Origin of the sequence: Teichococcus aerophilus (assembly GCF_014490485.1) — a bacterium.
In the GTDB taxonomy this organism is placed as follows: domain Bacteria; phylum Pseudomonadota; class Alphaproteobacteria; order Acetobacterales; family Acetobacteraceae; genus Pseudoroseomonas; species Pseudoroseomonas aerophila.
Map to the genome: position 1 here is coordinate 1 of NZ_JACTVA010000010.1, position 21,780 is coordinate 21,780.

Sequence of the window (21,780 nt, forward strand, 5' to 3'; positions counted from 1 at the left end):
GGGCACGGCGCCCGGCGCCACCGGCAGCACGACCGCAGCCCCGGGCACAGCCCCGAGCGCAGCCCCCGGCGCCGCCGCCCCGCGCACCGATGCGACGCCTACCACCGCCACCCCGGCCGCCGGCGCCAACAGCTTCACCGAAGGCCAGGCCCGCAGCCGTATCGAGGGCGCTGGCTATACCGACGTCCAGAACCTGCGGAAGGACGACCAGGGCGTCTGGCGCGGCCAGGCCATGCGCAACGGCACCCGCAGCGATGTCGGCCTGGACTTCCAGGGCAATGTCGTCGTCGGCAACGCCCCGGCCGCCAGCCGCTAGGCCAAGCGCGGCCGCCTGAACGGCGGCCGCCCGCCTCGGCCGCAAGCCCGGCCCGCCGCCGGCACAGCGCCACGCCATAACCACATCGGTGGCCGGACACGATCCGGCCCAACAAGGAACGCCCCCATGCAACGCACCATCACCCGGATGTTCGATACGCGGGACCAGGCCATGGCCGCCATCGCCGATCTGGAAGCCGCCGGCTTCGCGCATGACGATCTGGGCATCGTCGCCGCCAACCCGGAAACCAGCGCCGACCCCGCCACGCATCATGACCGTACCGAAGCCACCAGCAGCGGCACCGGCATTGGCGCCGCGCTCGGCACCTTCCTCGGCGGCGGTGCCGGCCTGGCGGCGGCGCTCGGCGCCATCGCCATCCCGGGCATCGGCCCGCTGGTCGCGGCCGGCGCCCTCGCCACCACACTGGTCGGCGCCGGCACCGGTGCGGTCGCCGGCGGCCTCGTCGGCAGCCTGACCGGCCACGGCGTCAGCGAGCGTGAAGCACCGATCTACGCCGAGGGCATGCGCCGCGGCGGCAGCATCGTCACCGCCCGCGTCGAGGAAGGCCGCTCTTCCGAAGTGGAAGCCATCCTCGCCCGCCACAACCCGGTGGACATCAACGCGCGTGAGGCCGACTACCGCGCCAGCGGCTGGCAGGGCTACGACGAGGAAACCTCCGTCGACACCCGCACCCGCCGCACCGGCGGCATCAACGACCCGCTGGTCCCCGGCGGCCCGCTGGGCGACCGCCAGATCTGACGCCGACATCGCCGCCGGGGGAGGTCATCCCCTAGCGTTCTTCCTGCCGAAACCTCGCAGGAACCAAGAAAGGCCGGGGAAGGAATTCCCCGGCCCCATCTTCTTTTTTCAAATCTGGCGTGGAGCCGGCGTGATGGCTTGGGGCGGAATCCCCGAGAGCTGAAGCACGCGGTCCCCCAAAGGCGTCGAGCAGGATGCGTGACCGAATGCGAACGCAGCAGGCTCGGGCTCACACCATCAGCGCAATACCTGCGGCCCTCAGTGCGCCCGGGCGATGCAGAACTCCACCACGCCCACCAACGCCCGCTTCTCCGCATTGTCCGGGAAGCCGTCCAGCGCCGCGATGGCCTTGTCGCCATACATGCGGGCCCGGCCGATCGTATCGGTGAATGCCTGGTGCTTCTGCATCAGCGCCAGCGCATGCGGCAGGTCAGCTTCTTCCTGCTGCTTCTCTTCCAGCACGCGGCGCCAGAACACCTTCTCGGCCTCGTCGCCGCGCTGGAACGCCAGCAGCACCGGCAGCGTGATCTTCCCCTCGCGGAAATCGTCACCCACCGTCTTGCCCAACTTCTCCTGCTGCGCGGAATAATCCAGCGCGTCGTCCACCAGCTGGAAGGCGATGCCCAGGTTGCGGCCATAGGCGTCCAACGCCTCGGCCTCCGCCACCGGGCGGTCGGCCACCACGGCACCCACGCGCGTCGCCGCCGCGAACAGCGCCGCCGTCTTGCCCTCGATCACGTCGAGATACTGTTCCTCGGTCGAGGACGTGTCGTTCTGGATCACCAGCTGCAGCACCTCGCCCTCGGCAATGGTGGCGCTGGCGCCGCACAGGATACGCAGCACCTCCAGCGATCCGTCCTCGACCATCAGCTCGAAGCTGCGGGCGAACAGGAAATCGCCGACCAGCACGCTGGCCTGGTTGCCGAACACCGCATTGGCGCTGGCCCGGCCGCGCCGCAGGTCGCTCTCATCCACCACATCGTCATGCAGCAGCGTGGCGGTGTGGATGAACTCCACGCACGCCGCCAGCCGCACATGCCGGTCGCCGCGATAGCCGCACATCCGCGCGGCGGCCAGCGTCAGCAACGGCCGCAACCGCTTGCCACCGGCCGCGATCAGATGTGCCGCCAGCTGCGGAATCAGCGCCACCGGGCTTTGCATCCGCTCGACGATCTGGCGATTGCAGGCCTCCAGATCCTCGCGCACCAACCCCACCAGGGCGGTGAGCGCATCTTCCCCGTTCGGGGCGGAAGCCTGGTCGGCGCGGGTCTGTACGGCGGGGGAGCTCACGCGGGGATTGACCTCTTGCTGGCGCGCGCACCATACCGGCCGGGCCCCGGCCCAGCAAGCCGACCGCCCCAATCCCGCCCGGCCCTTTCGCACCCGGCCCTGGACCATCCCCCAGGCCATCCCCAAGGCCATCCCCAAGGCCATCCAAGGAGTAGCCCGGCATGCCCCCGCTCCCGGACGCCACGGGCGACACGACCGAGGACACGCTGCTGGGCGGCCGCGTCCGCCTGCGCCAACCCGTGCAAGGCCTGCGCGCCGGGCTGGATGCCGTCCTCCTCGCCGCCAGCATCCCCGCCCGCCCGGGCCAGACGGTGCTGGAAGCAGGCTGCGGCACCGGCGCCGTCTTCCTCTGCCTGCTGGCCCGCGTACCGGACCTGCACATCCTGGCCGTGGAGCGGGAACCGGAACTGGCCGAGCTCGCCCGCCACAACGCCGCCGCCAACAACGTGGCGGACCGCGTCACCATCCTGACCGGGGACATCACCGACCCCGCCCTGCTGCAGGAGAGGCGGGTCCACCACGCCTGCGCCAACCCGCCCTACTGGCCCGGCGGTACCCGCCCGCCCACCCGCCTGCGCGCCGCCGCCACGCATGAAGGCCCGCCGCATCTGGGCCACGGCCCGGCACTGGAACTGTGGGCCGCCGCCCTGGCCGCCCCGCTGGCCCACAAGGGCAGCCTCACCTTCGTGCTGCCCGCCGGCCGCCTCACCGAAGCCGCCCTGGCCCTGCATGCCGCCCGCTGCGGTGGCCTGGCCCTGCTGCCCTGCTGGCCACGCGCCGGCCAGCCCGCCCGCCGCATGCTGGTGCAGGCGCGCAAGCACAGCCGCCAGCCGGACCACCTGCACCCCGGCCTCGCCTTGCATGACGACGCGGGCTGGAGCCCGCAGGCCAACGCCATCCTCCGCGACGCCGCCGCCCTACCGTTGCGCTGACCGCGGCGCCTCGCCGGCCCGGCCCGCACCGCACCCGGGCACCCCATCCCGAACGGACGGCCCGCCGCGCATCCGCCCGGCGGCCGGGACCGCATCGAAATTCCCCAGCGCAGCCCAGGCCTTTCGCCTGCAAGAAGCTGAGCACCGATCCCCGCATTCCGGTACAACCTCCGGCTGCGGCCCGCCTCCGGTCTCCCGCGCTGCCCCGCGCCAGGCCGCGCACCGCCTCCACGCGGCACGGCTTGCCATTTGCCCTGCCCCACCGCCTGGCTTAGGACTGAACCCCCGTCCACAAGAAGACGCACAGGCCCCCTGAACGACATGGCATCCCCGATCATCGACCCGGATACCCTGCTGGCCAAGGCGGACGCTCACAGGCGGGACAAGGACTGGATGGGCGCCGCCGACGCCTACCGCCAATTCACCATCCTGCGCCCCAACGACTGGACTATCATCGTCCAGGAAGGCCACTGCCTGAAGGAAGGCGGCAAGGTCGCCGAAGCCCTGGCCCGCTACCGGGAGGCCGAGGCCCTGGCCCCGGACGACGCCGACCTCCAGGTCCAGATCGGCCACGCGCAGAAGGTGCTCGGCCGCTGGCACGATGCCGCCCGCGCCTATCACCGCGCCCTGGCCATGAACCCCTCCAGCGCCGCCGCGCGGGTCGAGGCCGCCGCTACCGCCGAGTGGCTGACCGGCCCGGAGATCGATGCAGCCGACCGCGCCGCCCTCTCGCGCGAACGTGATAAGGACCCGCGCTTCGCGCCGTTCCTGCCCGTTCCGCAACCGGCGGATGCGGCCATCGCCACGGTGTTCGACGTCACCGACCTGCTGCAATACTTCAACGACCGCCGCACCCCCACCGGCATCCAGCGCGTGCAGTCGGGCATCATCACCCGCGCCCTCACCGCGCCCGCCGCCGGGATGGCCATCTCGCTCGCATACTTCGAACCCCGCCAGCGCGTCTGGAAGGCGGTGGACCGCCACGCCTTCACCCGCCTCTGCGCCCTCTCCGCCGCCGGCGCCGATACGCAGGACCCGGAATGGACCGGGATGCGCGATGCCGTCCGCCGCCTGCTGAACGCCACAGGCGCCATGCGCTTCCCGCGCGACGCCCTGCTGGTCAATCTCGGCAATTCCTGGAGCCTGACTGACTATTTCCGCGCCCTGCGCCAGGCGCAACGGGACCACGGCGTGCGCTACGTACCCTTCGTGCATGACTGCGTGCCGCTGATCGTGCCGGAACACTGCCTCACCGGCCTGGTACATTCCTATGTCCGCTGGTTCAGCGCCCTCGGCCTGCACGCCCACGGCCTGCTCTGCAATTCGGAAAACACCCGCGACGACCTGCGCCGGCACATGGAAGCGCTGCGCCCCGGCCTGACGCCCCCCACCCACGTGGTGCGCCTCGATGCCGACCCGCGCGGCCTACTGCCCCCGCAAGGCAACGCCGCGCCGATGGAGGCCCTGCGCGCCCTCCGCCACGATGAAAGCTTCGCGCTGTTCGTCGCCACGCTGGAAAGCCGCAAGAACCACCTGCTGGTCTTCAACGCCTGGCTGAAGCTGCTGCGCGAGCACGGCGCCGAGGCCATCCCCCGCCTCGTCTGCGTCGGCAAGCCCGGCTGGCACGCCGATGCCGCCCTGAAGCTGCTGGAAACCTCGCCCGAACTGCAGCGCCACGTCCTGCTGCTCCCCCAGGTCTCGGATCAGGAACTGGACGCGCTGTACGACCGCTGCGCCTTCACCGTCTACAACAGCCACTACGAAGGCTGGGGCCTGCCGATCACCGAGGCGCTGGCCCACGGCAAGGTCACCATCACCCCCCGCCACTCGGCACTGACCGAGGCGGGCGGGGACGTCGCCACCTACTTCACCCCGCAAAGCCTGCCGGAACTGACGGCAACGTTGGAGAAAGTCATCCTCGACCCCGCCTACCGCGCGGCGCAGGAAGCGCTGATCCGCGCCAAGGGCCAGCCCCGCAGCTGGGACGCGGTGAAGGACGAGGCGCTGGACGCCATTCGCGCCCTCGCCGCCCAGCCCGTCCGCCCGGTGGCGGAAGCGGCCACCGTCGCGCTCGGCCAGCACTACAAGCTGCGGCGGATGGAAAGCCCCACCCCCGCCCTCGCCCCCGCCATGGCCGAGCTGGTGCGCGAAGGCCCCGGCTGGTACCCGCTGGAGGAATGGGGCGTCTCCACCATGGCCGGCCTCGCCACGCTGCGCCTGCCGCTCCCCGCCGGCACCGACGCCCCCCTCCGCCTCTACCTGGAGATGCGCGCGCCCGCCGACATGGAGGTGGAGCTGCGCTTTCACTCCGAGGGCAGCCAGGCGCAGCCCTTCCTTGTCAGCCTGCCCGCCGGCGAGCCCCGCATCTGCCTGTTCGACCTGCCCGCCCTGCCCGGCACCAGCCTCAGCATCGAGCTGGACAGTGGTGACGGCCCCTATGCCTTGCAGTATGGGGAGGCGAGACGCCTCGGCGTCGGCCTGCTCGGCTTCATGCTCTGCCGGCTGGACGACCACGCCGCCCGCCTCGGCATGCTCGAAGAGCACAGCCTCAACCCCGTCTCCCCGGCCCTGACCTGATCATGAACCATACTCTCGCCGGCGCGCATGTGCTCGTCACAGGCGCCGCCGGCTTCATCGGCGCCGCCCTCTGCCAACGCCTCCTGGCGGAAGGCGCGCGCGTCACCGGCTGCGACAACATCAACGCCTATTACGACCCCGCCCTGAAGCACGCGCGGCTGGACCTGCTCCGCCCCAACCCCAACTTCGCCTTCCACCGCGTCGAACTCTCCGAAGCCGGCGCTCTCGCCAGCCTGTGGCGGGACAGCAAACCGGACTACGTCGTCCATCTCGGCGCCCAGGCCGGCGTCCGCCATTCGATCGAGCGTCCGCGCGCCTACGCCGCCGCCAATCTCGACGGCTTCCTGGAAGTGCTGGAAGCGGCGCGGGAAACGCCGGTGCGCCACCTCGTCTACGCCTCCTCCTCCTCCGTCTACGGCGCCAACACCAAGGTCCCGTTCAGCGAGCGCGATCCGGTCGAACAGCCCGTCAGCCTCTACGCCGCCACCAAGCGCGCGAACGAGCTGATGGCCCAGACCTACGCGCATCTCTACCGCATCCCCGCCACCGGCCTGCGCTTCTTCACTGTCTACGGCCCCATGGGGCGGCCGGACATGGCCTATTGGGGCTTCACCAGCGCCCTGTTCTCCGGCGCGCCCGTGCAGGTCTTCAACCACGGCAACGTCTGGCGGGACTTCACCTATGTGGACGAGATCGTCGAGGCCATCGCCCGCCTGACCCTGCACCCGCCCGCCGAGCCGGACGAGCCCGGCCGCGTCGCCCCCGCCACCCCCCACCGCATCTTCAACATCGGCAACGACACGCCCGTGAAGGTGGATGACTTCCTCAAAATCCTGGAGCGCCTGACCGGCCGCACCGCCAACCGCCAGGACGTCCCCATGCAACCCGGCGATGTGGAGCGCACCTGGGCCGACGTCTCCGCCCTCCGCGCCGCCATCGGCTTCGCTCCCCGCACGCCGCTGGACGAGGGCCTGAAGCGCTTCGTCGACTGGTACCGCGAATACCACCAGATCCGCTGAACCCGCCCCACCGTCATGCCACCCATCCTGGCGCCGGCATTCGACGCCGCCTTCCAGTCCCAGTTGGATGCGCTGTTCCGCTGGCGGCGGGACGTGCGCCACTTCCAGCCCACGAAGCTGCCACCCGGCCTGCTGGATACCCTGCTGCAGGCGGCCGACCTTGCCCCCTCGGTCGGCCTCAGCCAGCCCTGGCGCTTCGTCCTGGTGCGGGACGCCGCCCGCCGTGCCGCCATCCGCGCCAACTTCACCACCGCCAACGCCCAGGCCCTCGCCACTCAGGCCAATGACCGTGCCGCCACCTACGCCCGGCTGAAGCTCGCCGGGCTGGACCAGGCCCCCTGCCACCTCGCCGTCTTCGCCGAACCCGACCCGCGGCAAGGCCACGGCCTCGGCCGCGCCACCATGCCGGAAACCACCGCCTACTCCGCCGCCATGGCCATCCACACGCTCTGGCTCGCCGCCCGCGCCCACGGGCTCGGGCTCGGCTGGGTCTCGATCCTCGACCCGACATCCATCGCCACGACGCTCGACATTCCCGCCCATTGGGCCTTCATCGGCTATCTCTGCCTCGGCTACCCCGCCACGGCGGAACAGCAGCCGGAACTGGAACGCGAAGGCTGGGAACACCGCACCCCGGCGGAATCGCGCCTGCTGCACCGCTAACCACCCAGCACCACGCCGATACACGCCTACGACGCCGCATCACCGCACCTGCGCGATACACGTCCGCCAAATCTCAGTGGGAAACACCGCGAGGGACCGGCATCGCAGGCGCACCTCAAGCTTCCGCAACCACTTCCGGCGCCACTGCAGCACATCTCCATCGGGCGGACTCACCCGATGGCGTGAAAACGATCTCTAAAACAACAAACCGGAGCAGTTGAAGGAAGCCTGTGCGAACGGACACTGCTCCAGCCGGACCAGGCAGCATAAAACGCCACCGCTGCGAAACCTTGCTGATTGCCGCAGCACCTCTTCAAAGCCGACCGCCGCGCCGCCCATCCGCCCTCAACCAACGCCTCAGCACCCATAAACAGGCCAGGGAGGACCCGCCTCTCAAGGCAAGCCCTCCCCCTTTCTCCAGCAGGAAGCCGGGGCGGAACTTACTCCGCCACCTGCTCCACCTCACCCACGGTCACGGTCGGGGTCCGGCCACCGCCGCCACCCCCGCCGCCGCCACCGCCACCGCCGGAGAACCCGCCGCCGAAGCTACCAAAGCCGCCGAAGCCGCCATCACCCACGAAGCCGCCGCCACCGAAATAGCCCGCGCCCGTGGTATGATCGATATAGATGGTCTCGGGCGTACCCACGCTCACCGTTGGCACCGGCTCGGCCTCTGCCGCCGCATGGGCCTCACCCGCGGCAAATCCCTCGGCAAGCGCCGCCCCGGCAAAGCTCAAATGCTCGCCATGGCTCAACAGGGGATCGAACGCCGTCTCGCGATACTGCGCGACCATGACCTCCTGGAAAGCCTCGTAGTCGAAATTGAACAACGGCTCGGCAGGGCCCCAGTCCGGCGCCGGCACCGCCGGGCTGCCAAAACCTTCCGCATTCCAAACCGTGATGGTGTCGCCGCCGTCTTCGAACAGCATGGTTCCTCCTTCCTTCGTTGTTTCCGACAACATGAAAAACATGTCAGGATCGGGCCAGCAAAGCCACGAAGACGTGAGGGCACCGAAACAGCGCTGATACTCTCGTGATCTCCACATCAAAGTATCACGCGGTACAGAAAGATCGTGCCAGCAAGAAGAACCAATCAAACTCTACCGTAAGGTGCACTTCAACGCTCACATTCTACCGACCACCGAACGAACCGACGTCAAGCGCCAGCATCGCAGCGCAAACCCAGCACGACGCACCCGCAACACGCACCCGGCCTACCATTCCTCCGCGAGCCCACCGCCCACAACGCGAGTCATCAGAGTCCACCCTCCATCTCTGCCATCCGTGCCCGCAGCCGTGGTATGGTGAAGTCCAGGAAACTCCGCACCTTCAGCGGCAGAATCTCCGCAGGCGCATAGACCAGGCTGACCGGCAGCGGCTCCGGCGCGAACGCCTCCAGCACAACCCGCAGCCGCCCGTCCTTCACCTCCTCGGCAACCTGGTAGGACAGCAGACGCACGATGCCGACACCGGCCAACGCGGCCTGGATGGCGGCCTCCGTCGTATTCACCGCAAGCCTCGGCTTGGCTTCCATGACGCTGTGGCTGTCCCGCCGATACCGCCATTCCGGCGATGCCGCGAAGCCCTGGAAATTGATGCCGTCATGCCGCGCCAGGTCTTCTGGCATAAGCGGCACCCCGCGCCGCGCCAGATAGGCCGGCGATGCGCAGATCACCCGCCGCACCGTCCCCACCCGCGTCGCCACCAGCGCGCTGTCCGCCAGATGGCCGATGCGCAGCGCGACATCGATATGCTCGTCCGCCAGGCTCACTTGCTGGTCCGCCAGCATCAGCCGCAACGTGATCTCCGGCTGCTCGGCCAGGAAGGCCAGCGCCACCGGCAACAGGTGCCGTTGCCCGAACAGCATCGGCGCCGTCACATGCAACTCGCCGCGCGGCGCGCGGTACTCGCCCGCCGCCTGCCGCTCCGCCTCCTCCACCTGTTCCAGAATGCGCCGCGTGGCAGCGACGTAAGCCTGCCCCGCATCGGTCAACACAACCCGGCGGTTGGAGCGGACCAGCAACTGCGTCCCCAGATGCCGCTCCAACTCCGCCACCTTGCGGCTCACCGTGGTCAGCGGAGCCCGCAGCCGCCGCGCCGCCGCCGAAAGGCTGCCCGCCTCCACCACCGCCAACAGCACCGCCATCGCATCGAACCGGTCCACGCTCCCTCCCATTTTCCGGCAGGAACACTCCCACCTTCCCACGGTACCGCGCAGAAACCGGAAGGCCTAGCTTCCCATCCGCCAACGACCCCTTGGCAGGAGGACCCCCATGCGCCACCGCTATCTGGACATCGCCACCACCCCTGCGGTGACGGCCGCCCGCGAGCATTACGGCAGCGCCCCCCAATGGGCCCGCGCGACCGAAGGCGCGGGCGAACCCGCCAGCCACGACCGCCTCACCCCGGCCGAGGCACAGTTCATCGCCGCACGGGATGGCTTCTACCTCGCCAGCGTCTCGGAGGCCGGCTGGCCTTACGTCCAGTTCCGTGGCGGCCCGTCCGGCTTCCTGAAGGTGCTGGACGACCGAACGCTCGGCTACGCCGACCTGCGCGGCAACCGGCAATACCTGACCGTCGGCAACATCCAGGCGGAGGACCGGGTCTCCCTGTTCCTCATGGATTACGCCCACCAGCGCCGCCTGAAGATCTTCGGCCATATGCGCGTCATCGACGCCCGGGCGGACCCGGCCCTCGCCCAGCAACTCGCCATGCCGGGCTACCCCGCCCGGGTCGAGCGCGCCGCCCTCATCACGGTCGAGGCGTTCGACTGGAACTGCCCGCAGCACATCACGCCACGCTTCACCCAGTCCGAACTGGACACCGCCCTCGCCCCCGTCCGGGACCAGATGGCCGCGCTGAAGGCGGAGAACGAACGCCTCCGCCGCCAGTTCCACCCTGAAGCCACCACCCCCAAGCCCTGACAGGCCACCACCGGCATCCGCCGCCCCAACCCCACCAGGCCCGCAACGCAAGACGGCCGGGAAGTCCCCTCCCCGGCCGCCCGTCACGCCGGTGGGGCGATTGCCCGTCACCCCGTGCCGGTCAGGTCCATCGGCTCCGGTATCCAGCCATAGCCTTCCCCCGCCTTCACCACATGCCCCAGCCCCGGCCATGGAAAGTGGTAGGACAGCACGGCAAACTTATCCGTCGCCAACTGGTCGAGCATGCGGGAGCGGGACTGCGCCGACAGCTTCGGGTCCGTGTCGAAGGAGAATTCCCACATCGGCCGCTGCAGCAGCAGGATGTGGTGGTGCGCCAGATCCCCCGTATAGACCATGGTCTGCCCGGCGGAAGTGATGGCATAGCAATGGTGCCCCACCGTATGCCCCGGCGTCGCCAGCGCCACGATCCCTGGCGCCACTTCCGCCTTGTCCCGCACCATGATCATCCGGTCGCGATAGGCGGAGAGGTTCTTCTTCGCCCCGTCGATGAAGGTGGTCATGAAGGCCGGGCCACGCTTGTTGGCGTCGTCCGTCCAGTACTTCAGGTCGGCTTCGCTGACGGCCACCTGCGCGTTGGGGAAATTCCGGTTGCCGGCGGCATCCACCAACGCCCAGCAATGGTCGCTATGCGCATGGCTCAGCACCACCAGGTCGATCTGCTCGGGCTGGATGCCGGCGGCGCGCAGATTGCCCATCAGCCGCCCGGTGGTCGGGCCGAACATCTTGCTGTCCGCCCCCATGCTGTCGCCCATGCCGGTATCGAACAGGATCAGTTGCCGCCCGGTATTCAGCACCAGCGCGTTCTGCTCCAGCGTCGCCGCATCCGGCGGCAGGAAATTGGCGCGCAGCAGCCCGACGATCTCATCGGGCGGCGAAGCCGGGAAAGCCGGCTCCGGCTTCCCCAACGGCAACCGGCCGTCGGATACGATGGTCGCCTCGTACTCGCCGAAGCGGAACCGGTACCAGGCCGCCGGCACGGCGTTCTGGAAAGGCGCCGCGGCCAGCGCCGGGCGTTGCAGGATGGCGGCACCGGCAGCAAGGCCGGCGCCCGCACGGAACAGGGCGCGTCGTTGCAGGCTCATGGTCGATCCTCCTCGCCGGTCCCGTGCCGCGTCTCTCGCGCACGCATCGGGCCGGCGGGGTGGAGCCTAGCTGTTCCGCCCCCGCCACTCCATCACCAAGATGACGGAGATTCTTGTCAAAACCACACGTTTCGCGGATCGCGGCCTCACTCCGGCTCCACGCCCACCTCGCGCGTCAGCGCCCCCCAACGGGCGATCTCGCGCACCATCAACGCCCGCTGCGGCTCCGGCCCGCGCTCCTCCTCGGGCGGGATCTGGATGGCCATGTCGGCAAAGCGCTCCTTCACAGCTTCATCGTCCAACACGGCGTTGATCGCCTCCGTCAACCGCCGCGTCACCGCCTCCGGCGTGCCACGCGGCGCCACGGCGGCGTTCCACACGGTGATGTCGAAGCCCGGCAGCCCGGCCTGCGCCGCCGTGGGTACGGCGGGCATCTGGTCCAGCCGCTGCGGCACCGTCACCACCAGCGCCCGCAACGTGCCCCCCGTCGCATGCGGAATCACCGTGACGGCCTGGTCGACGATCGCATCCGTCACGCCATTCATTGTGTCCTGCAACGCCGGCCCGGCACCGCGATACGGCACCAGCGTCGCCTGTGCCCCCACCGCCCGGTCGAACAACAACGCCCCGAGATAGGAGACCGACCCCGTCCCCGCCGTCGCGATGGTCAGCCGCGCCGGGTTACGCGCGATCCACTGCCGCATCTCCGCCAGGTTGCGCCCCATGCCCGGCCGCACCGCCAGCACCATCGGGTTCACCGCGAACAGCCCCAGCGGCTCGAAGCTCTCCAGCGGGTCATACGGCAACTGCTTGTAGAAGGCGGTGTTGGCGGCCAGCGTGCCCATGTGCCCCAGGCCGAACGTGTAGCCATCCGGCTCCGCCCGCGCCGTCCGCTGCGTGCCGAGGATACCGCCCGCACCGCCGATATTCTCCACCGGCACCGCCTGCCCCAGCACATCGCCCAGCTTCTGCGCCATGATCCGCGCCATCACGTCAGTCGGCCCACCGGCGGCGAACGGCACCTGCATCGTCACCGGCCGCTCCGGCCAGGTGGAGGCCCGCACCAGCGAAGGCGCCGCCAGCAGCGCCACCCCCGTCATCAAACTCCTGCGCCCGATCATCCTGTTCCTCCCTGGTCTCTTCCTGGTTGGACGATGTGGCGGCGGGCTTCTGCCTCAGCCGATGCGTGCCTCCGCCCGCATGGCCAGCCCGCCGCCGGGGTTGGTGGCCCAGAGCGCGACGCGCCCCTCCGCATCCGGCGGTTGTCCGTGCAGCGTCACCGGCGCCCCGTCGAACAGGGGAGACACCGCGCGGAAGGAAAACCCCGTCACCCGTGCCTGCGGCATCTGGCGGCGCACCAGGTCCAGCAGCAACGTTGCCACCAGCGGCCCATGCACGATCAGGCCAGGATATCCCTCTTCACGCGTAACGTAATCGCGGTCGTAATGGATGCGATGGCCGTTGAAGGTCAGCGCGGAATAGCGGAACAGCATCACCGCATCCGGCACCAGGCTGCGCTGCCACGCCCCCGGCGGCGGTGCCTGCGGCGCCGCCTTGGCCGCCACCGTGTCGGCGGAGCGGTAGACGATGTCATGCTCCTCGGTCAGCAGCAGCGCCTCCTGCCCGCTCTCCCGCACCTCGTGCCGCACCGTCACGAACACCAGCTCCCCGGTGCCGCCCGTCCGCTGCGTCACGTCGGCGATGGTGGAACGCCGCGTCACCGCCATGCCGGCCCGCAGCGGCGCATGGAAGCGCAGCCGCCCCCCCGCCCACATGCGGCGCGGCAGATGATGCACCGGCGGCAGAAACCCGCCCCGCGCCGGGTGCCCATCCACCCCCAGCGCCGAATGCCGCGCACCGGGCAGGAACAGGATCCAGTGGCTCAAGGGCGGCGCCGCATCGCCCGCCGCCACCGGCGGGTCATCGCGGTCCAGCGTCGCCGCCCAGCGCTCCAGCGCCCCGGCGGAGACGGTGTCGTGCTGCTCCTCCGCCCGTCCCACCCAGGCGGCATAACTGCCCACGCCATCCTCATTCATCGCCGATCCTCCGTCCACGCACGCCTATCCAGGCCCCTTCGCGCCCGACTATCCCAGCCAGGCGCCCACTGCCTCACGCCGCCTCGCTGCGCCCACCAGCGGGCGCGGATCGCCGCAACAACCCCGCCGCATCGTTCAGCCGGTCCAGCCGCAACACTTCCTCCGCCAGCGCGGCGGCCGGCCCCGCCCCCAGCACCGCATCCGCCAACCCGGCGAACTTCGCGCGCAGTTCCGCCTCGTCCGGGAAGTTGGCCGGCTCGCCCTTCGGTACCACCACCGTGCGCACGAAGGTCTGCCCGCGTGCCCGCAGCGTCAACTTCCCCGCCATATTCATGGGAAACTCTGCCTCGATCTCATCGTCATGCGCGCAGCCGATGCGCGGCAGCAGCCCGCGGATGCCAGCATCGTCCAGCAGCCGGTAGCTGTCCCAGTCCATCCGCCCCGTGGCCAGCGCACAGGCTATCACGAAGGGCCCGCTGAACTGCGCGTCCACCACATTGCGCGGGTCCGCCTTGCGCGCGGCCGGCTCGCCCACCAGCAACAGCCCGGCACGGGAAAGCCCCAGCGTGGCGCTCTCGATCTCCTCCGCCCGCAGCCCCAGCTCCTCGCGCAGCGCCAGCGCCGCGTCGATCCCCGCATGGCCCCAGCGGCAGGAGGGATAGGGCTTCACCCCCGTCGCCATCAGCTCATACACCTCGCCCAGGTCCCACAGCACCCGCTCGGCGCGCGGCGCGGGCGCATAGGCGTTCAGGAAGCCATGCTTTCCCTCCACCGCCTCGGCGGCGCCCTTGAAGCCCTCCCGCGCCAAGGTCGCGGCCGTCAGCCCGGCCATGCCCGCCCAGCCCACCTGGAACCGCTTGGTCCACGCGCCATTGGCCAGGAACTGCAGGCTGCCCGCGCACTGGCTCAGCGCGATCCCCAGCGCCGAGGCCACCGTATCCGCATCCAGCCGCATCACCCGCGCCGCCGCCGCCGCCGCGCCAAAGGCACCGCAAGTGGCCGAAGGGTGGAAGCCACGGTCGTAATGTGCGCCCGCCGGCAGCGCCAAGGCCAGCCGCAATCCCACCTCGTACCCGGCCACGATGCCCGCCATCACCTCGGCGCCCGAAGCCCCCACCATCTCGGCGGCGGCCAGCGCGGCAGGGATGACCGGCGCCCCCGGGTGCAGCACCGCCTCCGCATGCGTGTCGTCGAAATCCAGCGAATGGCCCAGCGTCGCATTCACCAGCGCGGCACCGGCCGGGGAATACCCTTCGGTATCGGCGAACACCCGTGCCTCGCCCCGCGCCATCCCCAGCGCGCGCACGGCGGCCAGCAGCGCCGGCGTGCTCTCCGCATCCTGGCGCGCCCGCACGGCATTGCCCACCAGGTCCAGCACCAGCAGCCGCGTGCGCGCCACCACCTCCGGCGGCAACGCCTCGATCTGCAAACCAGCGACGAAAGCCGAAAGCTCGGCGGTGACGGTCATGGCATCATTCCCCTTCAGGCCGAAAGCTGCACGGCGAACTCACTCCGAATGGCCTGGCTGTGCTGCCCGATGGACGGCACCGCCCCCAGGCTGGGCGCCGCCCCATCGTGCAAGGCCGGCGGCGCGACGATCGAGGCCACACCCCCCGGCGTCTCCACCACCACCCGCCGCAGCGCCGGGTGGCTTGGCAAATCCGCCACCTCATTCACAAAACCATAGGCGGTGCCGGCCGCATCCAGCCGCGCCGCCGCCTCCGCCCGCGTCAGCCGGGCGAATACCTGGCCCACCAGCGCATCCACCGCCGGCCGGTTGCCCACCCGGGCATTGTTGCTCTCGAAGCCCGGGCGCTGCGGCAACTCCGGCTGCTCCAGCACCCCGGCACAGAATCTGTGCCACTCTCGCTCGTTCTGGATCGAGAGCAGCACCAGCGACTCATCGGCGGTCTCGAAGGCGCCGTAAGGGCAGATGGAAGGATGCGCCAACCCCACCCGCTTCGGCGCCTGCCCGGTGCCCTCGAAATACAGCAGCGGCACGTTCATCCAATCGGCCATGCCATCGAACAGGCTGACCGCCAGCTGCCGCCCCCGCCCGTCGATCCCACGGCCGATCAGCGCCTCCAGCACCGCCGCATGCGCCGCCATCCCGCAACCGATATCGCAGACGGAAACCCCCACCCGCCCCGGCCCCGCCGGGTGCCCGGTAATCGCCGCCAGCCCGCTCTCCGCCTGCACCAGCAGGTCGTAGGCCTTCATCCCCGCATAGCTGTGCCCGGCCCCGTAGCCCGAGACATCGACGGTGATCAGCCGCGGATACCGCCGCCGCAATTCCGCCGAGCCGAACCCCGCCCGCTCCGCCGCCCCCGGCGCCAGGTTCTGGATGAACACATCCGCCCGCGCCAGCACCCGGTGCAGCAGCGCCGCGTCGTCCGGGTCCTTGATGTCCGCCACAAGGCTTTCCTTGCCCCGGTTCAGCCAGACGAAGTAGCTGGAGAGCCCATGCACGCTGGCATCGTAGCCCCGCGCGAAATCTCCCTCCGGCCGCTCGATCTTGATCACCCTTGCCCCCGCATCCGCGAGGCGGGAGGAGCAATAGGGCGCCGCCACCGCCTGCTCCAGCGACACCACCAGCAACCCCGCCAGCGGCCTGCGCGCATCCCTGCTGTTGCCGGCTGCATCCATGCTCAAGGCACTCCCATCTCACCAGGTCACGCGGCGGCGGCACCCATGCCCCCGCCGCCTTTCGCGCGCACCGGAATCAGGCGTTCCCGCCGCCGGCGCGCGCAGGCCAGGCCACCGGCTCAGCGGAAGGCGACAGGCGCCGCCATCCGCTCCAGCGCGTCGGGCTTCAGCGTCTTCAGCCAGTCCAGGCTCTTCTGCCCCACCGGGGTCGTCACGCTCTCCGCCGGAAACACCACCATGTCGGTCATCACCGGGAAGGGGTAGCGGTCCGTATGCAGCGTCGTGCCGATCAGCTGGTTCTCCAGCCCCTGCCCGTCCTGCCGGATGGTCACGGACGATGTCAGCGACGGGAAGGTCAGCCCCCGGAACGCCGCCGACAGCTCGGCATCGTTCGGCCACTGCCCGCCCTTCGCCGCCAGCGCCTTCTCGTATCCCGCCTTCATCGCATACACCGCCTGCGCCATGTGGTGCGCCGAGTAGATCGGGTAGGCATTGAAGCGCTTCCTGTAATTTTCAGTGAAGTTCTTCAACAGCGCCGGGTCCGCCGGCGACGGGTGCAGGAACCAGTGATCGCCGCGGGAGCCGATGATATGCCCCGCCGGCAACACCTTCCCCACCCGCTCCAGCGACGATTCCGCCAGCGGCAGCACGAAGGTGCTCCGCTCGAACAGCTTCCGCTCCGCCGCCTGGCGGATGAAAGTATCCAGGTCGCCGCCCCAGGAGGTGGAAAGCACCACATCCGGCCGCAACGCCAGCAGCCGCGTGATCTCGCTGGAGAAATCCGTGGCGCCGAAGCGCGGGAACAGCTCCGCCGCCACCCGCACGCCCGGCTTCAGCGTCTGCAACCCGGTGCGGAAGATGTCCCAGGAATCGCGGCCCCAGGCGTAATCCTGGTTCACCACCGCCATGCTGCGGAAATCCGGCTTCACCTTCAGCAGGTACAGCAGCGCGGAGAGAATCTCCGGCGTCGCATTGCCCTGCGTGCGGTGCGCGTAATCGTACTTGCCGTCCTCGAACACGCGCTGCGTGCCGCAATCCCACAACAGCGTCGGCCGCTTCATCTCGTCCGCCAGCGGCGCGCAGGCCAGGCAGTCGGCCGAGGAAATCGCCGAGAAGATCAGGTTGACGTTCTCGCTCTGCACCAGCCGGCGGTACTCGCCGACGAAGTGGTCCACGCCCGGCCCCTCATCCACGAAGATGGGCCGCACCTTCACACCGCCGATGCCACCGGCGGCATTCACCTCGTCGAACAGCAACTCCGCCGCCTGCCGCCCCGGCACCCCGAAGACGCTGGAAGGGCCGGACAGGAAGGTCGCGATGCCGACCTTGATCTCGGCCGGCTTCTGCGCCGGCGCCTGCGCCCAGGCAGGCCGTCCGGCCGCCAGCAGGCTGCCGGCGCCAAGCCCGGCCTGCAGCAGGCCACGGCGGGAAACAGGACGGCGGGAAACAGGGTTGGTCGATTGTGGCGGGGTGGGACGCGTCATTGGGCACTCCTCCTCCGAGACGGCCGCTTCAGCGGCTCTGCGATCAGACTGGCACCCTGCATCCCTCAGGTCCAATATATGGAACCGCCACCACCCCCACGGTTCCAGATATGGATCTCCGCCACCTCCGCTACTTCGTCGCCGTCGCCGAGGAGCTCAGCTTCACCCGCGCCGCCCGCCGCCTCGGCCTCAACCAGGCCCCGCTCAGCCAGCAAGTGCAGCAACTGGAACGGGAAGTCGGCGCGCCGCTGTTCCAGCGCCTCCCCCGCGGCGTCGCCCTCACCGAGGCCGGCCAGCGGATGCTGGAAGACGCGAAGGACATCCTGGCCCGCACCCGCCAGGCCGTGCTCAACGCCCGCCGCGCCGCCAGCGGCGAGCTCGGCACGCTGCGCATCGGCTTCACCGCCTCCGCCTCCTTCAACCCCTTCGTCACCGCCAGCATCCGGGACTACCGCGAAGCCTTCCCGGACGTCCGGGTGGAGCTGATGGAAGCCAACACCGTCCAGCTGCTGGAACGCTTCCAGTCCCGCCAGCTCGACGCCGCCTTCATCCGCCCCGCCCCCGGTGAGGCCGGCCACCTCCCCTGCCGCCTGCTGCAGCGGGAAGACATGCTCGTCGCCCTCCCTGCCGGCCACCCCCTGGCGGAACGCCGCCTCATCCCCCTCACCGCTTTGCGGGACGAGAGCTTCATCCTCTACCCCCGCCGCAACGGCCGCGCCCTCTACGACGCCATCATCGACGCGTGCGAGGCCGCCGGCTTCAGCCCCCGCGTGGCGCAGGAAGCCCCGCAAATGGCCTCCACCGTCACCCTCATCGCCAGCGGCATCGGCATCTCCGTCGTCCCCGCCTCCATGGGCCAGCTCCTCGCCCAGGGCGTCACCTACCGCCGCCTGCGCGGCCCCGCCCCCTTCGCCGAACTCAGCCTGGTCCACCAGACCGAGACCGCCCAGGAAGTCACCACCGCCTTCACCCAACTGGTCCTGGACCGCGCCGAGCGCGAAGGCCTCCTGCCGTGAGGGCGTGGAGAAAAGCTGGGGAAGGAATTCCCCAGCCCCCATCTTCTTCCTACGAGTCTTCAGGTTGTTCTCGTGGAGCGCACGGTCTTTTCAAACCATCGCTGCGCGTCATCTCAGGACGCCCGGGCAACTTGGGCGTGCGCGACACGCCCCGTCGTCTGGCCGCTACTCACGCCGTCCGCTGCGCCCACCTCAGCCGGCCACGCCCCGGAAGCCCACCCGGATGGCCAGGCAATCCGTAGGCCCGGGCCCCGAAGACCAGAAAGGAGATGGGCGCCAGGGGAACTCCTTCCCCTGGCGTTTCTCCACCCTCGCCTACAGCGAACGGCACCGCATCACAGCGCCGCCATCGCCTGCCGCACCGCATGCGCCACCCGGTTCCCGGCCCGCCGGGCGGAGACGGTCAACAGATGCACCGCCTCGCTGCCCTCTTCCGCCCGCGCCAGTTCCCGCAGCGGCTCCAGCACCGGCCAGGCCGGCTGCGGCAGCGCCGGGTCGTGGCTGAAGCGGTCGCCCTGGGTGTAGTCCAGCGGCACCAAGGCGCGGGACACCCGCATCGACGCCGCGTCCGCCAGCACCGCCCCGTCCAGCCGGTCCCGCAACGCCTCCACCTCGGCCAGCAGCGCATCCAGCGGCAGGGCGGGGCTGCGGTAGCGCTGCAACTCGCCCAGCAGCGCCGTGGCCGTCGCCGCGTGGTCCAGCGGCAAGGCGGCATCGGTCAGCAGCCGCCAGATGGCGTGGGCGTAAACCCGCGTGTCCCGCGCCAGGAAGTCGGGGTCGATCTTGTCCAGCAGGTCCTGCGGCGTGTGCCACCACCAGCCCAGCGGGTTGCGCATCGCCACCGGTCCCGGCGGCTGGTGGCTCAACGTGCTGAACAGGCTCGGCAGCCCGATCCCCCAGAAGGAGGCATCGCCATTCCGGCCATGCCGCTTGCCCTCATGCGCCACGCCCAGCTCGTCCCGCAGCACCGCCCCTGCAAACCCGGCCAGCGCCCCATCGCTCGGCGCCTCGCCTAGCACCGTGGCGCCCGCGCCGCCGGTGGAATCCACATTCACATGCACCGCGCAGCGCTGCTCCAGCTCCGCCCAATGCGTGTCCGCATACCAGGCCGAGCTCGCATACCGCCCCTGCGAATGGCCGGACCAGAAGCAGAACCGCAGCCCGCGCTTCCACGCGTCGCGCCGCGCCGCCGCCAGCCGCGCCACCTCCATCATCGTGGCGTTGGCGGCGCCATTATCCATCACGCCCTCATACCAGGTGTCGTGATGCCCGCTGAACAGGATGAACGGCGCATCCTCCTCCGGCGCCGGCAGCTCAGCCACCAGCAGCGGGATCGGCCGCCAGCCGGTATCCACCTCGGCGTGCAGCACCACCGCCGGCAACTCCCCCGCCGCCAGCCGCGCCCGCAGCGCCATCCCATCGGCGTGGCATACCGTCACCGCCACCGCCGCCGGCAGGTTCCCCGCCGTCTCGGCGGAAGGGCTGCCCCACACGGGCGAGATGCACATCTCGTGGATATGCTCGTGCGGGCTCACATGCAGCGTCCCCGCCGCCCCCACCCGCGCGGCGCGCGTCGCCACCGCCGGGCTGGCAATGCCATCCACCAGCAGGATCGCCCCACGCAGGTCGCGCCCGCCGGCAAAGGCGGCCTCGTCGCCCGCCCCCATATCCACCACCGGCCCGGTCACGCCGCCAGCCGGCGAGGCCAGCGACATCGCGTGCGTGATCGCTCGCAACCGCTGCCCGTCCACCGTCACCTGCGCCGCGCCCGGCAGGCTGACATACGCTTCGTGCATCAGCATCGTGGTGCGGTAACCATAGGCATCCATCCTCGCCTGGATGAAGCGGATGCTCTCCAACTCCTCCGCCGTACCCGCCAGCTTCCGCCAGCGCGCCAGCGCGGTAAGATTCTCCATCAGCGCCCCGGCATCGACCCCGGCGGCGAACGCCTTCGCATCCCCCGCCATCACGCGGCCTCCCGCACCACGGCGGAAAGCGCATCCGCACTCTCCGGCCCGATCGCGCGCCGCCCCGCCTCCACTTCACCGATCAGTTCCACCAACCGGTCCGCGATCGGCGTCGCCAACCCATGCCGCCGCGCCGCCGCCCGCACCGGCGCCAACTGCGCCGCCACGTCGCTCTGCCGCTTCCGCACCGCCAGGTCCCGCCAGATCCCGCTATGCGACTTGGCCGAGCCGCGATTGAACACCTCCATCCGCTGCATGGACGCCGCGATGGCCGCCTCGTCCCCGCGCGCGAACCCCTCCGGGTCGAAGCCGTTGAAGCCCAGCACCCGTACCTTCTCGGCCGCCGCCACCGCCAGGATCTCCCGCACCAGTGCCACGATCAGCGCCCGCCGCTCCGGTGCCGCGATGAAGTCGGCAATCGAATCATTATCCAGCGCCGAGGCCTTCAGGATCGACCCGTACCCCGCCTTGCCCCACAGGTAACCGAAGATGTTGTCGCTCAGCACCGCATCCGGCTCGAACACCTGCAACTGCGCGTGCAGCTCGGCAATCCGCGGCGTCGCCGCCCCATCCAGCTCCCCCACCACGACGGAGCCCCGGTTGCCGAACAGGATCTTCCCCGGCTCGATGTAATCCGCGCCGAAATTCACGAAGGAACCGATCGTCCGCTCCCGCCCGACAATGTCGGCGATCACCAGCTCATTCAGCCCGTTCTGGCAGGAAACGACGATGCCATCCTCGGCCAGGAACGGCGCCAGCGCCCGCGTCGCCGCCTCGGTATGGTGCGCCTTCACCGCCAGCAGGATGCAAGCGTGCTTCCCGCGCATCCCCTCCGGCGTCACCGCCTCGCCGCCCGTGGTGAAATCGTCCACCGGCCCCTCGATGCGCAGCCGCCCGGCGCCGATCTCCGCCACATGCTCCGGCACCACGTCGACGAACAGCACCTCCTGCCCCGCCCGCGCCAGATACGCGCCGATCGTCCCGCCAATCGCCCCCGCACCCCAGATCACCACCGGCTTCGCCATCATCCGCTCTCCTGGTTCCTCGG

The 21,780-nt window shown here is 70.3% G+C and carries 19 protein-coding genes; 8 read left to right on the plus strand and 11 right to left on the minus strand.

Translation table 11 applies throughout. The annotated features are described in order from the left end of the window. Both IBL26_RS07820 and IBL26_RS07825 read left to right on the plus strand, forming a co-directional pair. The coding region (locus tag IBL26_RS07820; protein WP_456316404.1) for a hypothetical protein at nucleotides 1-316 on the plus strand (316 nt) is incomplete at its 5' end. 126 nt (nucleotides 317-442) lie between these two features. Continuing rightward, nucleotides 443-1,075 (plus strand): hypothetical protein, encoded by a 633-nt coding sequence (locus tag IBL26_RS07825; protein ID WP_187783918.1) that lies wholly within the window; start codon nucleotides 443-445, stop codon nucleotides 1,073-1,075. Between the two features lie 258 nt (nucleotides 1,076-1,333). Here the strand turns inward: IBL26_RS07825 and IBL26_RS07830 are convergent, their stop codons facing one another. Next, nucleotides 1,334-2,365: a polyprenyl synthetase family protein gene (locus IBL26_RS07830; protein WP_187783919.1), complete on the minus strand. Its 1,032-nt coding sequence runs from the start codon at nucleotides 2,363-2,365 to the stop codon at nucleotides 1,334-1,336. A gap of 161 nt (nucleotides 2,366-2,526) precedes the next feature. On the opposite strand from IBL26_RS07830, the gene IBL26_RS07835 reads away from it, so the two are divergent. From IBL26_RS07835 to bluB, 4 genes are all read left to right on the plus strand, one after another. Then, the gene (locus IBL26_RS07835; protein ID WP_187783920.1) at nucleotides 2,527-3,297 is read left to right on the plus strand and encodes a tRNA1(Val) (adenine(37)-N6)-methyltransferase; all 771 of its coding nucleotides are present in this window, start codon (nucleotides 2,527-2,529) and stop codon (nucleotides 3,295-3,297) included. 321 nt (nucleotides 3,298-3,618) lie between these two features. Next, the gene (locus tag IBL26_RS07840; RefSeq protein WP_187783921.1) at nucleotides 3,619-5,874 is read left to right on the plus strand and encodes a glycosyltransferase family 4 protein; all 2,256 of its coding nucleotides are present in this window, start codon (nucleotides 3,619-3,621) and stop codon (nucleotides 5,872-5,874) included. A 2-nt stretch (nucleotides 5,875-5,876) separates the two neighbouring features. Next, nucleotides 5,877-6,893, plus strand: a complete 1,017-nt coding sequence (locus IBL26_RS07845; RefSeq protein ID WP_187783922.1) for an NAD-dependent epimerase/dehydratase family protein — start codon at nucleotides 5,877-5,879, stop codon at nucleotides 6,891-6,893. 24 nt (nucleotides 6,894-6,917) lie between these two features. Then, nucleotides 6,918-7,556: a 5,6-dimethylbenzimidazole synthase gene (gene bluB / locus IBL26_RS07850; protein WP_408901905.1), complete on the plus strand. Its 639-nt coding sequence runs from the start codon at nucleotides 6,918-6,920 to the stop codon at nucleotides 7,554-7,556. Between the two features lie 440 nt (nucleotides 7,557-7,996). On the opposite strand, the gene IBL26_RS07855 is transcribed toward bluB, so the two are convergent. Then, nucleotides 7,997-8,485 carry a hypothetical protein gene (locus IBL26_RS07855; protein WP_187783924.1) on the minus strand — a complete coding sequence of 163 codons (489 nt, stop codon included), beginning with the start codon at nucleotides 8,483-8,485 and terminating at the stop codon, nucleotides 7,997-7,999. Between the two features lie 326 nt (nucleotides 8,486-8,811). Next, nucleotides 8,812-9,720 carry a LysR family transcriptional regulator gene (locus IBL26_RS07860; protein WP_187783925.1) on the minus strand — a complete coding sequence of 303 codons (909 nt, stop codon included), beginning with the start codon at nucleotides 9,718-9,720 and terminating at the stop codon, nucleotides 8,812-8,814. A 109-nt stretch (nucleotides 9,721-9,829) separates the two neighbouring features. Between IBL26_RS07860 and IBL26_RS07865 the strand changes: the two genes are divergently transcribed. Continuing rightward, the gene (locus IBL26_RS07865) at nucleotides 9,830-10,480 is read left to right on the plus strand and encodes a pyridoxamine 5'-phosphate oxidase family protein (RefSeq protein WP_187783926.1); all 651 of its coding nucleotides are present in this window, start codon (nucleotides 9,830-9,832) and stop codon (nucleotides 10,478-10,480) included. Between the two features lie 107 nt (nucleotides 10,481-10,587). Here the strand turns inward: IBL26_RS07865 and IBL26_RS07870 are convergent, their stop codons facing one another. The 6 genes from IBL26_RS07870 to IBL26_RS07895 form a co-directional block, all read right to left on the minus strand. Next, nucleotides 10,588-11,583, minus strand: coding sequence for an MBL fold metallo-hydrolase (locus IBL26_RS07870; protein WP_187783927.1), 996 nt, complete (start codon nucleotides 11,581-11,583; stop codon nucleotides 10,588-10,590). Nucleotides 11,584-11,729: 146 nt separating this feature from the next. Next, nucleotides 11,730-12,704 carry a Bug family tripartite tricarboxylate transporter substrate binding protein gene (locus IBL26_RS07875; protein WP_187783928.1) on the minus strand — a complete coding sequence of 325 codons (975 nt, stop codon included), beginning with the start codon at nucleotides 12,702-12,704 and terminating at the stop codon, nucleotides 11,730-11,732. 54 nt (nucleotides 12,705-12,758) lie between these two features. Then, nucleotides 12,759-13,619 carry an FAS1-like dehydratase domain-containing protein gene (locus tag IBL26_RS07880; RefSeq protein ID WP_187783929.1) on the minus strand — a complete coding sequence of 287 codons (861 nt, stop codon included), beginning with the start codon at nucleotides 13,617-13,619 and terminating at the stop codon, nucleotides 12,759-12,761. 73 nt (nucleotides 13,620-13,692) lie between these two features. After that, nucleotides 13,693-15,087 (minus strand): MmgE/PrpD family protein, encoded by a 1,395-nt coding sequence (locus IBL26_RS07885; RefSeq protein ID WP_187783930.1) that lies wholly within the window; start codon nucleotides 15,085-15,087, stop codon nucleotides 13,693-13,695. A gap of 14 nt (nucleotides 15,088-15,101) precedes the next feature. Then, the gene (locus IBL26_RS07890; RefSeq protein ID WP_187784023.1) at nucleotides 15,102-16,265 is read right to left on the minus strand and encodes a CaiB/BaiF CoA transferase family protein; all 1,164 of its coding nucleotides are present in this window, start codon (nucleotides 16,263-16,265) and stop codon (nucleotides 15,102-15,104) included. 119 nt (nucleotides 16,266-16,384) lie between these two features. Next, the gene (locus tag IBL26_RS07895) at nucleotides 16,385-17,749 is read right to left on the minus strand and encodes an ABC transporter substrate-binding protein (RefSeq protein WP_187783931.1); all 1,365 of its coding nucleotides are present in this window, start codon (nucleotides 17,747-17,749) and stop codon (nucleotides 16,385-16,387) included. Nucleotides 17,750-17,859: 110 nt separating this feature from the next. Between IBL26_RS07895 and IBL26_RS07900 the strand changes: the two genes are divergently transcribed. Then, nucleotides 17,860-18,765 carry a LysR family transcriptional regulator gene (locus IBL26_RS07900; protein ID WP_187783932.1) on the plus strand — a complete coding sequence of 302 codons (906 nt, stop codon included), beginning with the start codon at nucleotides 17,860-17,862 and terminating at the stop codon, nucleotides 18,763-18,765. A 335-nt stretch (nucleotides 18,766-19,100) separates the two neighbouring features. Here the strand turns inward: IBL26_RS07900 and IBL26_RS07905 are convergent, their stop codons facing one another. Together IBL26_RS07905 and IBL26_RS07910 are read right to left on the minus strand one after the other, a co-directional pair. Continuing rightward, complete coding sequence (locus IBL26_RS07905; protein WP_187783933.1) at nucleotides 19,101-20,732, minus strand: M28 family peptidase; 1,632 nt, start codon at nucleotides 20,730-20,732, stop codon at nucleotides 19,101-19,103. Next, nucleotides 20,732-21,757, minus strand: a complete 1,026-nt coding sequence (locus IBL26_RS07910) for a ketopantoate reductase family protein (protein ID WP_187784024.1) — start codon at nucleotides 21,755-21,757, stop codon at nucleotides 20,732-20,734. The genes IBL26_RS07905 and IBL26_RS07910 overlap by 1 nt, the downstream gene beginning before the upstream one ends. Nucleotides 21,758-21,780: the final 23 nt, after the last annotated feature.

Excerpts from the sequence above, each read along its gene's own strand:
- IBL26_RS07825 (WP_187783918.1), top strand. The coding sequence starts at position 443 with ATGCAACGCACCATCACCCGGATGTTCGATACGCGGGACCAGGCCATG.
- IBL26_RS07835 (WP_187783920.1), top strand. The coding sequence starts at position 2,527 with ATGCCCCCGCTCCCGGACGCCACGGGCGACACGACCGAGGACACGCTG.
- IBL26_RS07840 (WP_187783921.1), top strand. The coding sequence starts at position 3,619 with ATGGCATCCCCGATCATCGACCCGGATACCCTGCTGGCCAAGGCGGAC.
- IBL26_RS07845 (WP_187783922.1), top strand. The coding sequence starts at position 5,877 with ATGAACCATACTCTCGCCGGCGCGCATGTGCTCGTCACAGGCGCCGCC.
- IBL26_RS07855 (WP_187783924.1), bottom strand. The coding sequence starts at position 8,485 with ATGCTGTTCGAAGACGGCGGCGACACCATCACGGTTTGGAATGCGGAA.
- IBL26_RS07865 (WP_187783926.1), top strand. The coding sequence starts at position 9,830 with ATGCGCCACCGCTATCTGGACATCGCCACCACCCCTGCGGTGACGGCC.
- IBL26_RS07870 (WP_187783927.1), bottom strand. The coding sequence starts at position 11,583 with ATGAGCCTGCAACGACGCGCCCTGTTCCGTGCGGGCGCCGGCCTTGCT.
- IBL26_RS07875 (WP_187783928.1), bottom strand. The coding sequence starts at position 12,704 with ATGATCGGGCGCAGGAGTTTGATGACGGGGGTGGCGCTGCTGGCGGCG.
- IBL26_RS07880 (WP_187783929.1), bottom strand. The coding sequence starts at position 13,619 with ATGAATGAGGATGGCGTGGGCAGTTATGCCGCCTGGGTGGGACGGGCG.
- IBL26_RS07885 (WP_187783930.1), bottom strand. The coding sequence starts at position 15,087 with ATGACCGTCACCGCCGAGCTTTCGGCTTTCGTCGCTGGTTTGCAGATC.
- IBL26_RS07890 (WP_187784023.1), bottom strand. The coding sequence starts at position 16,265 with ATGGATGCAGCCGGCAACAGCAGGGATGCGCGCAGGCCGCTGGCGGGG.
- IBL26_RS07895 (WP_187783931.1), bottom strand. The coding sequence starts at position 17,749 with ATGACGCGTCCCACCCCGCCACAATCGACCAACCCTGTTTCCCGCCGT.
- IBL26_RS07900 (WP_187783932.1), top strand. The coding sequence starts at position 17,860 with ATGGATCTCCGCCACCTCCGCTACTTCGTCGCCGTCGCCGAGGAGCTC.
- IBL26_RS07905 (WP_187783933.1), bottom strand. The coding sequence starts at position 20,732 with ATGGCGGGGGATGCGAAGGCGTTCGCCGCCGGGGTCGATGCCGGGGCG.
- IBL26_RS07910 (WP_187784024.1), bottom strand. The coding sequence starts at position 21,757 with ATGGCGAAGCCGGTGGTGATCTGGGGTGCGGGGGCGATTGGCGGGACG.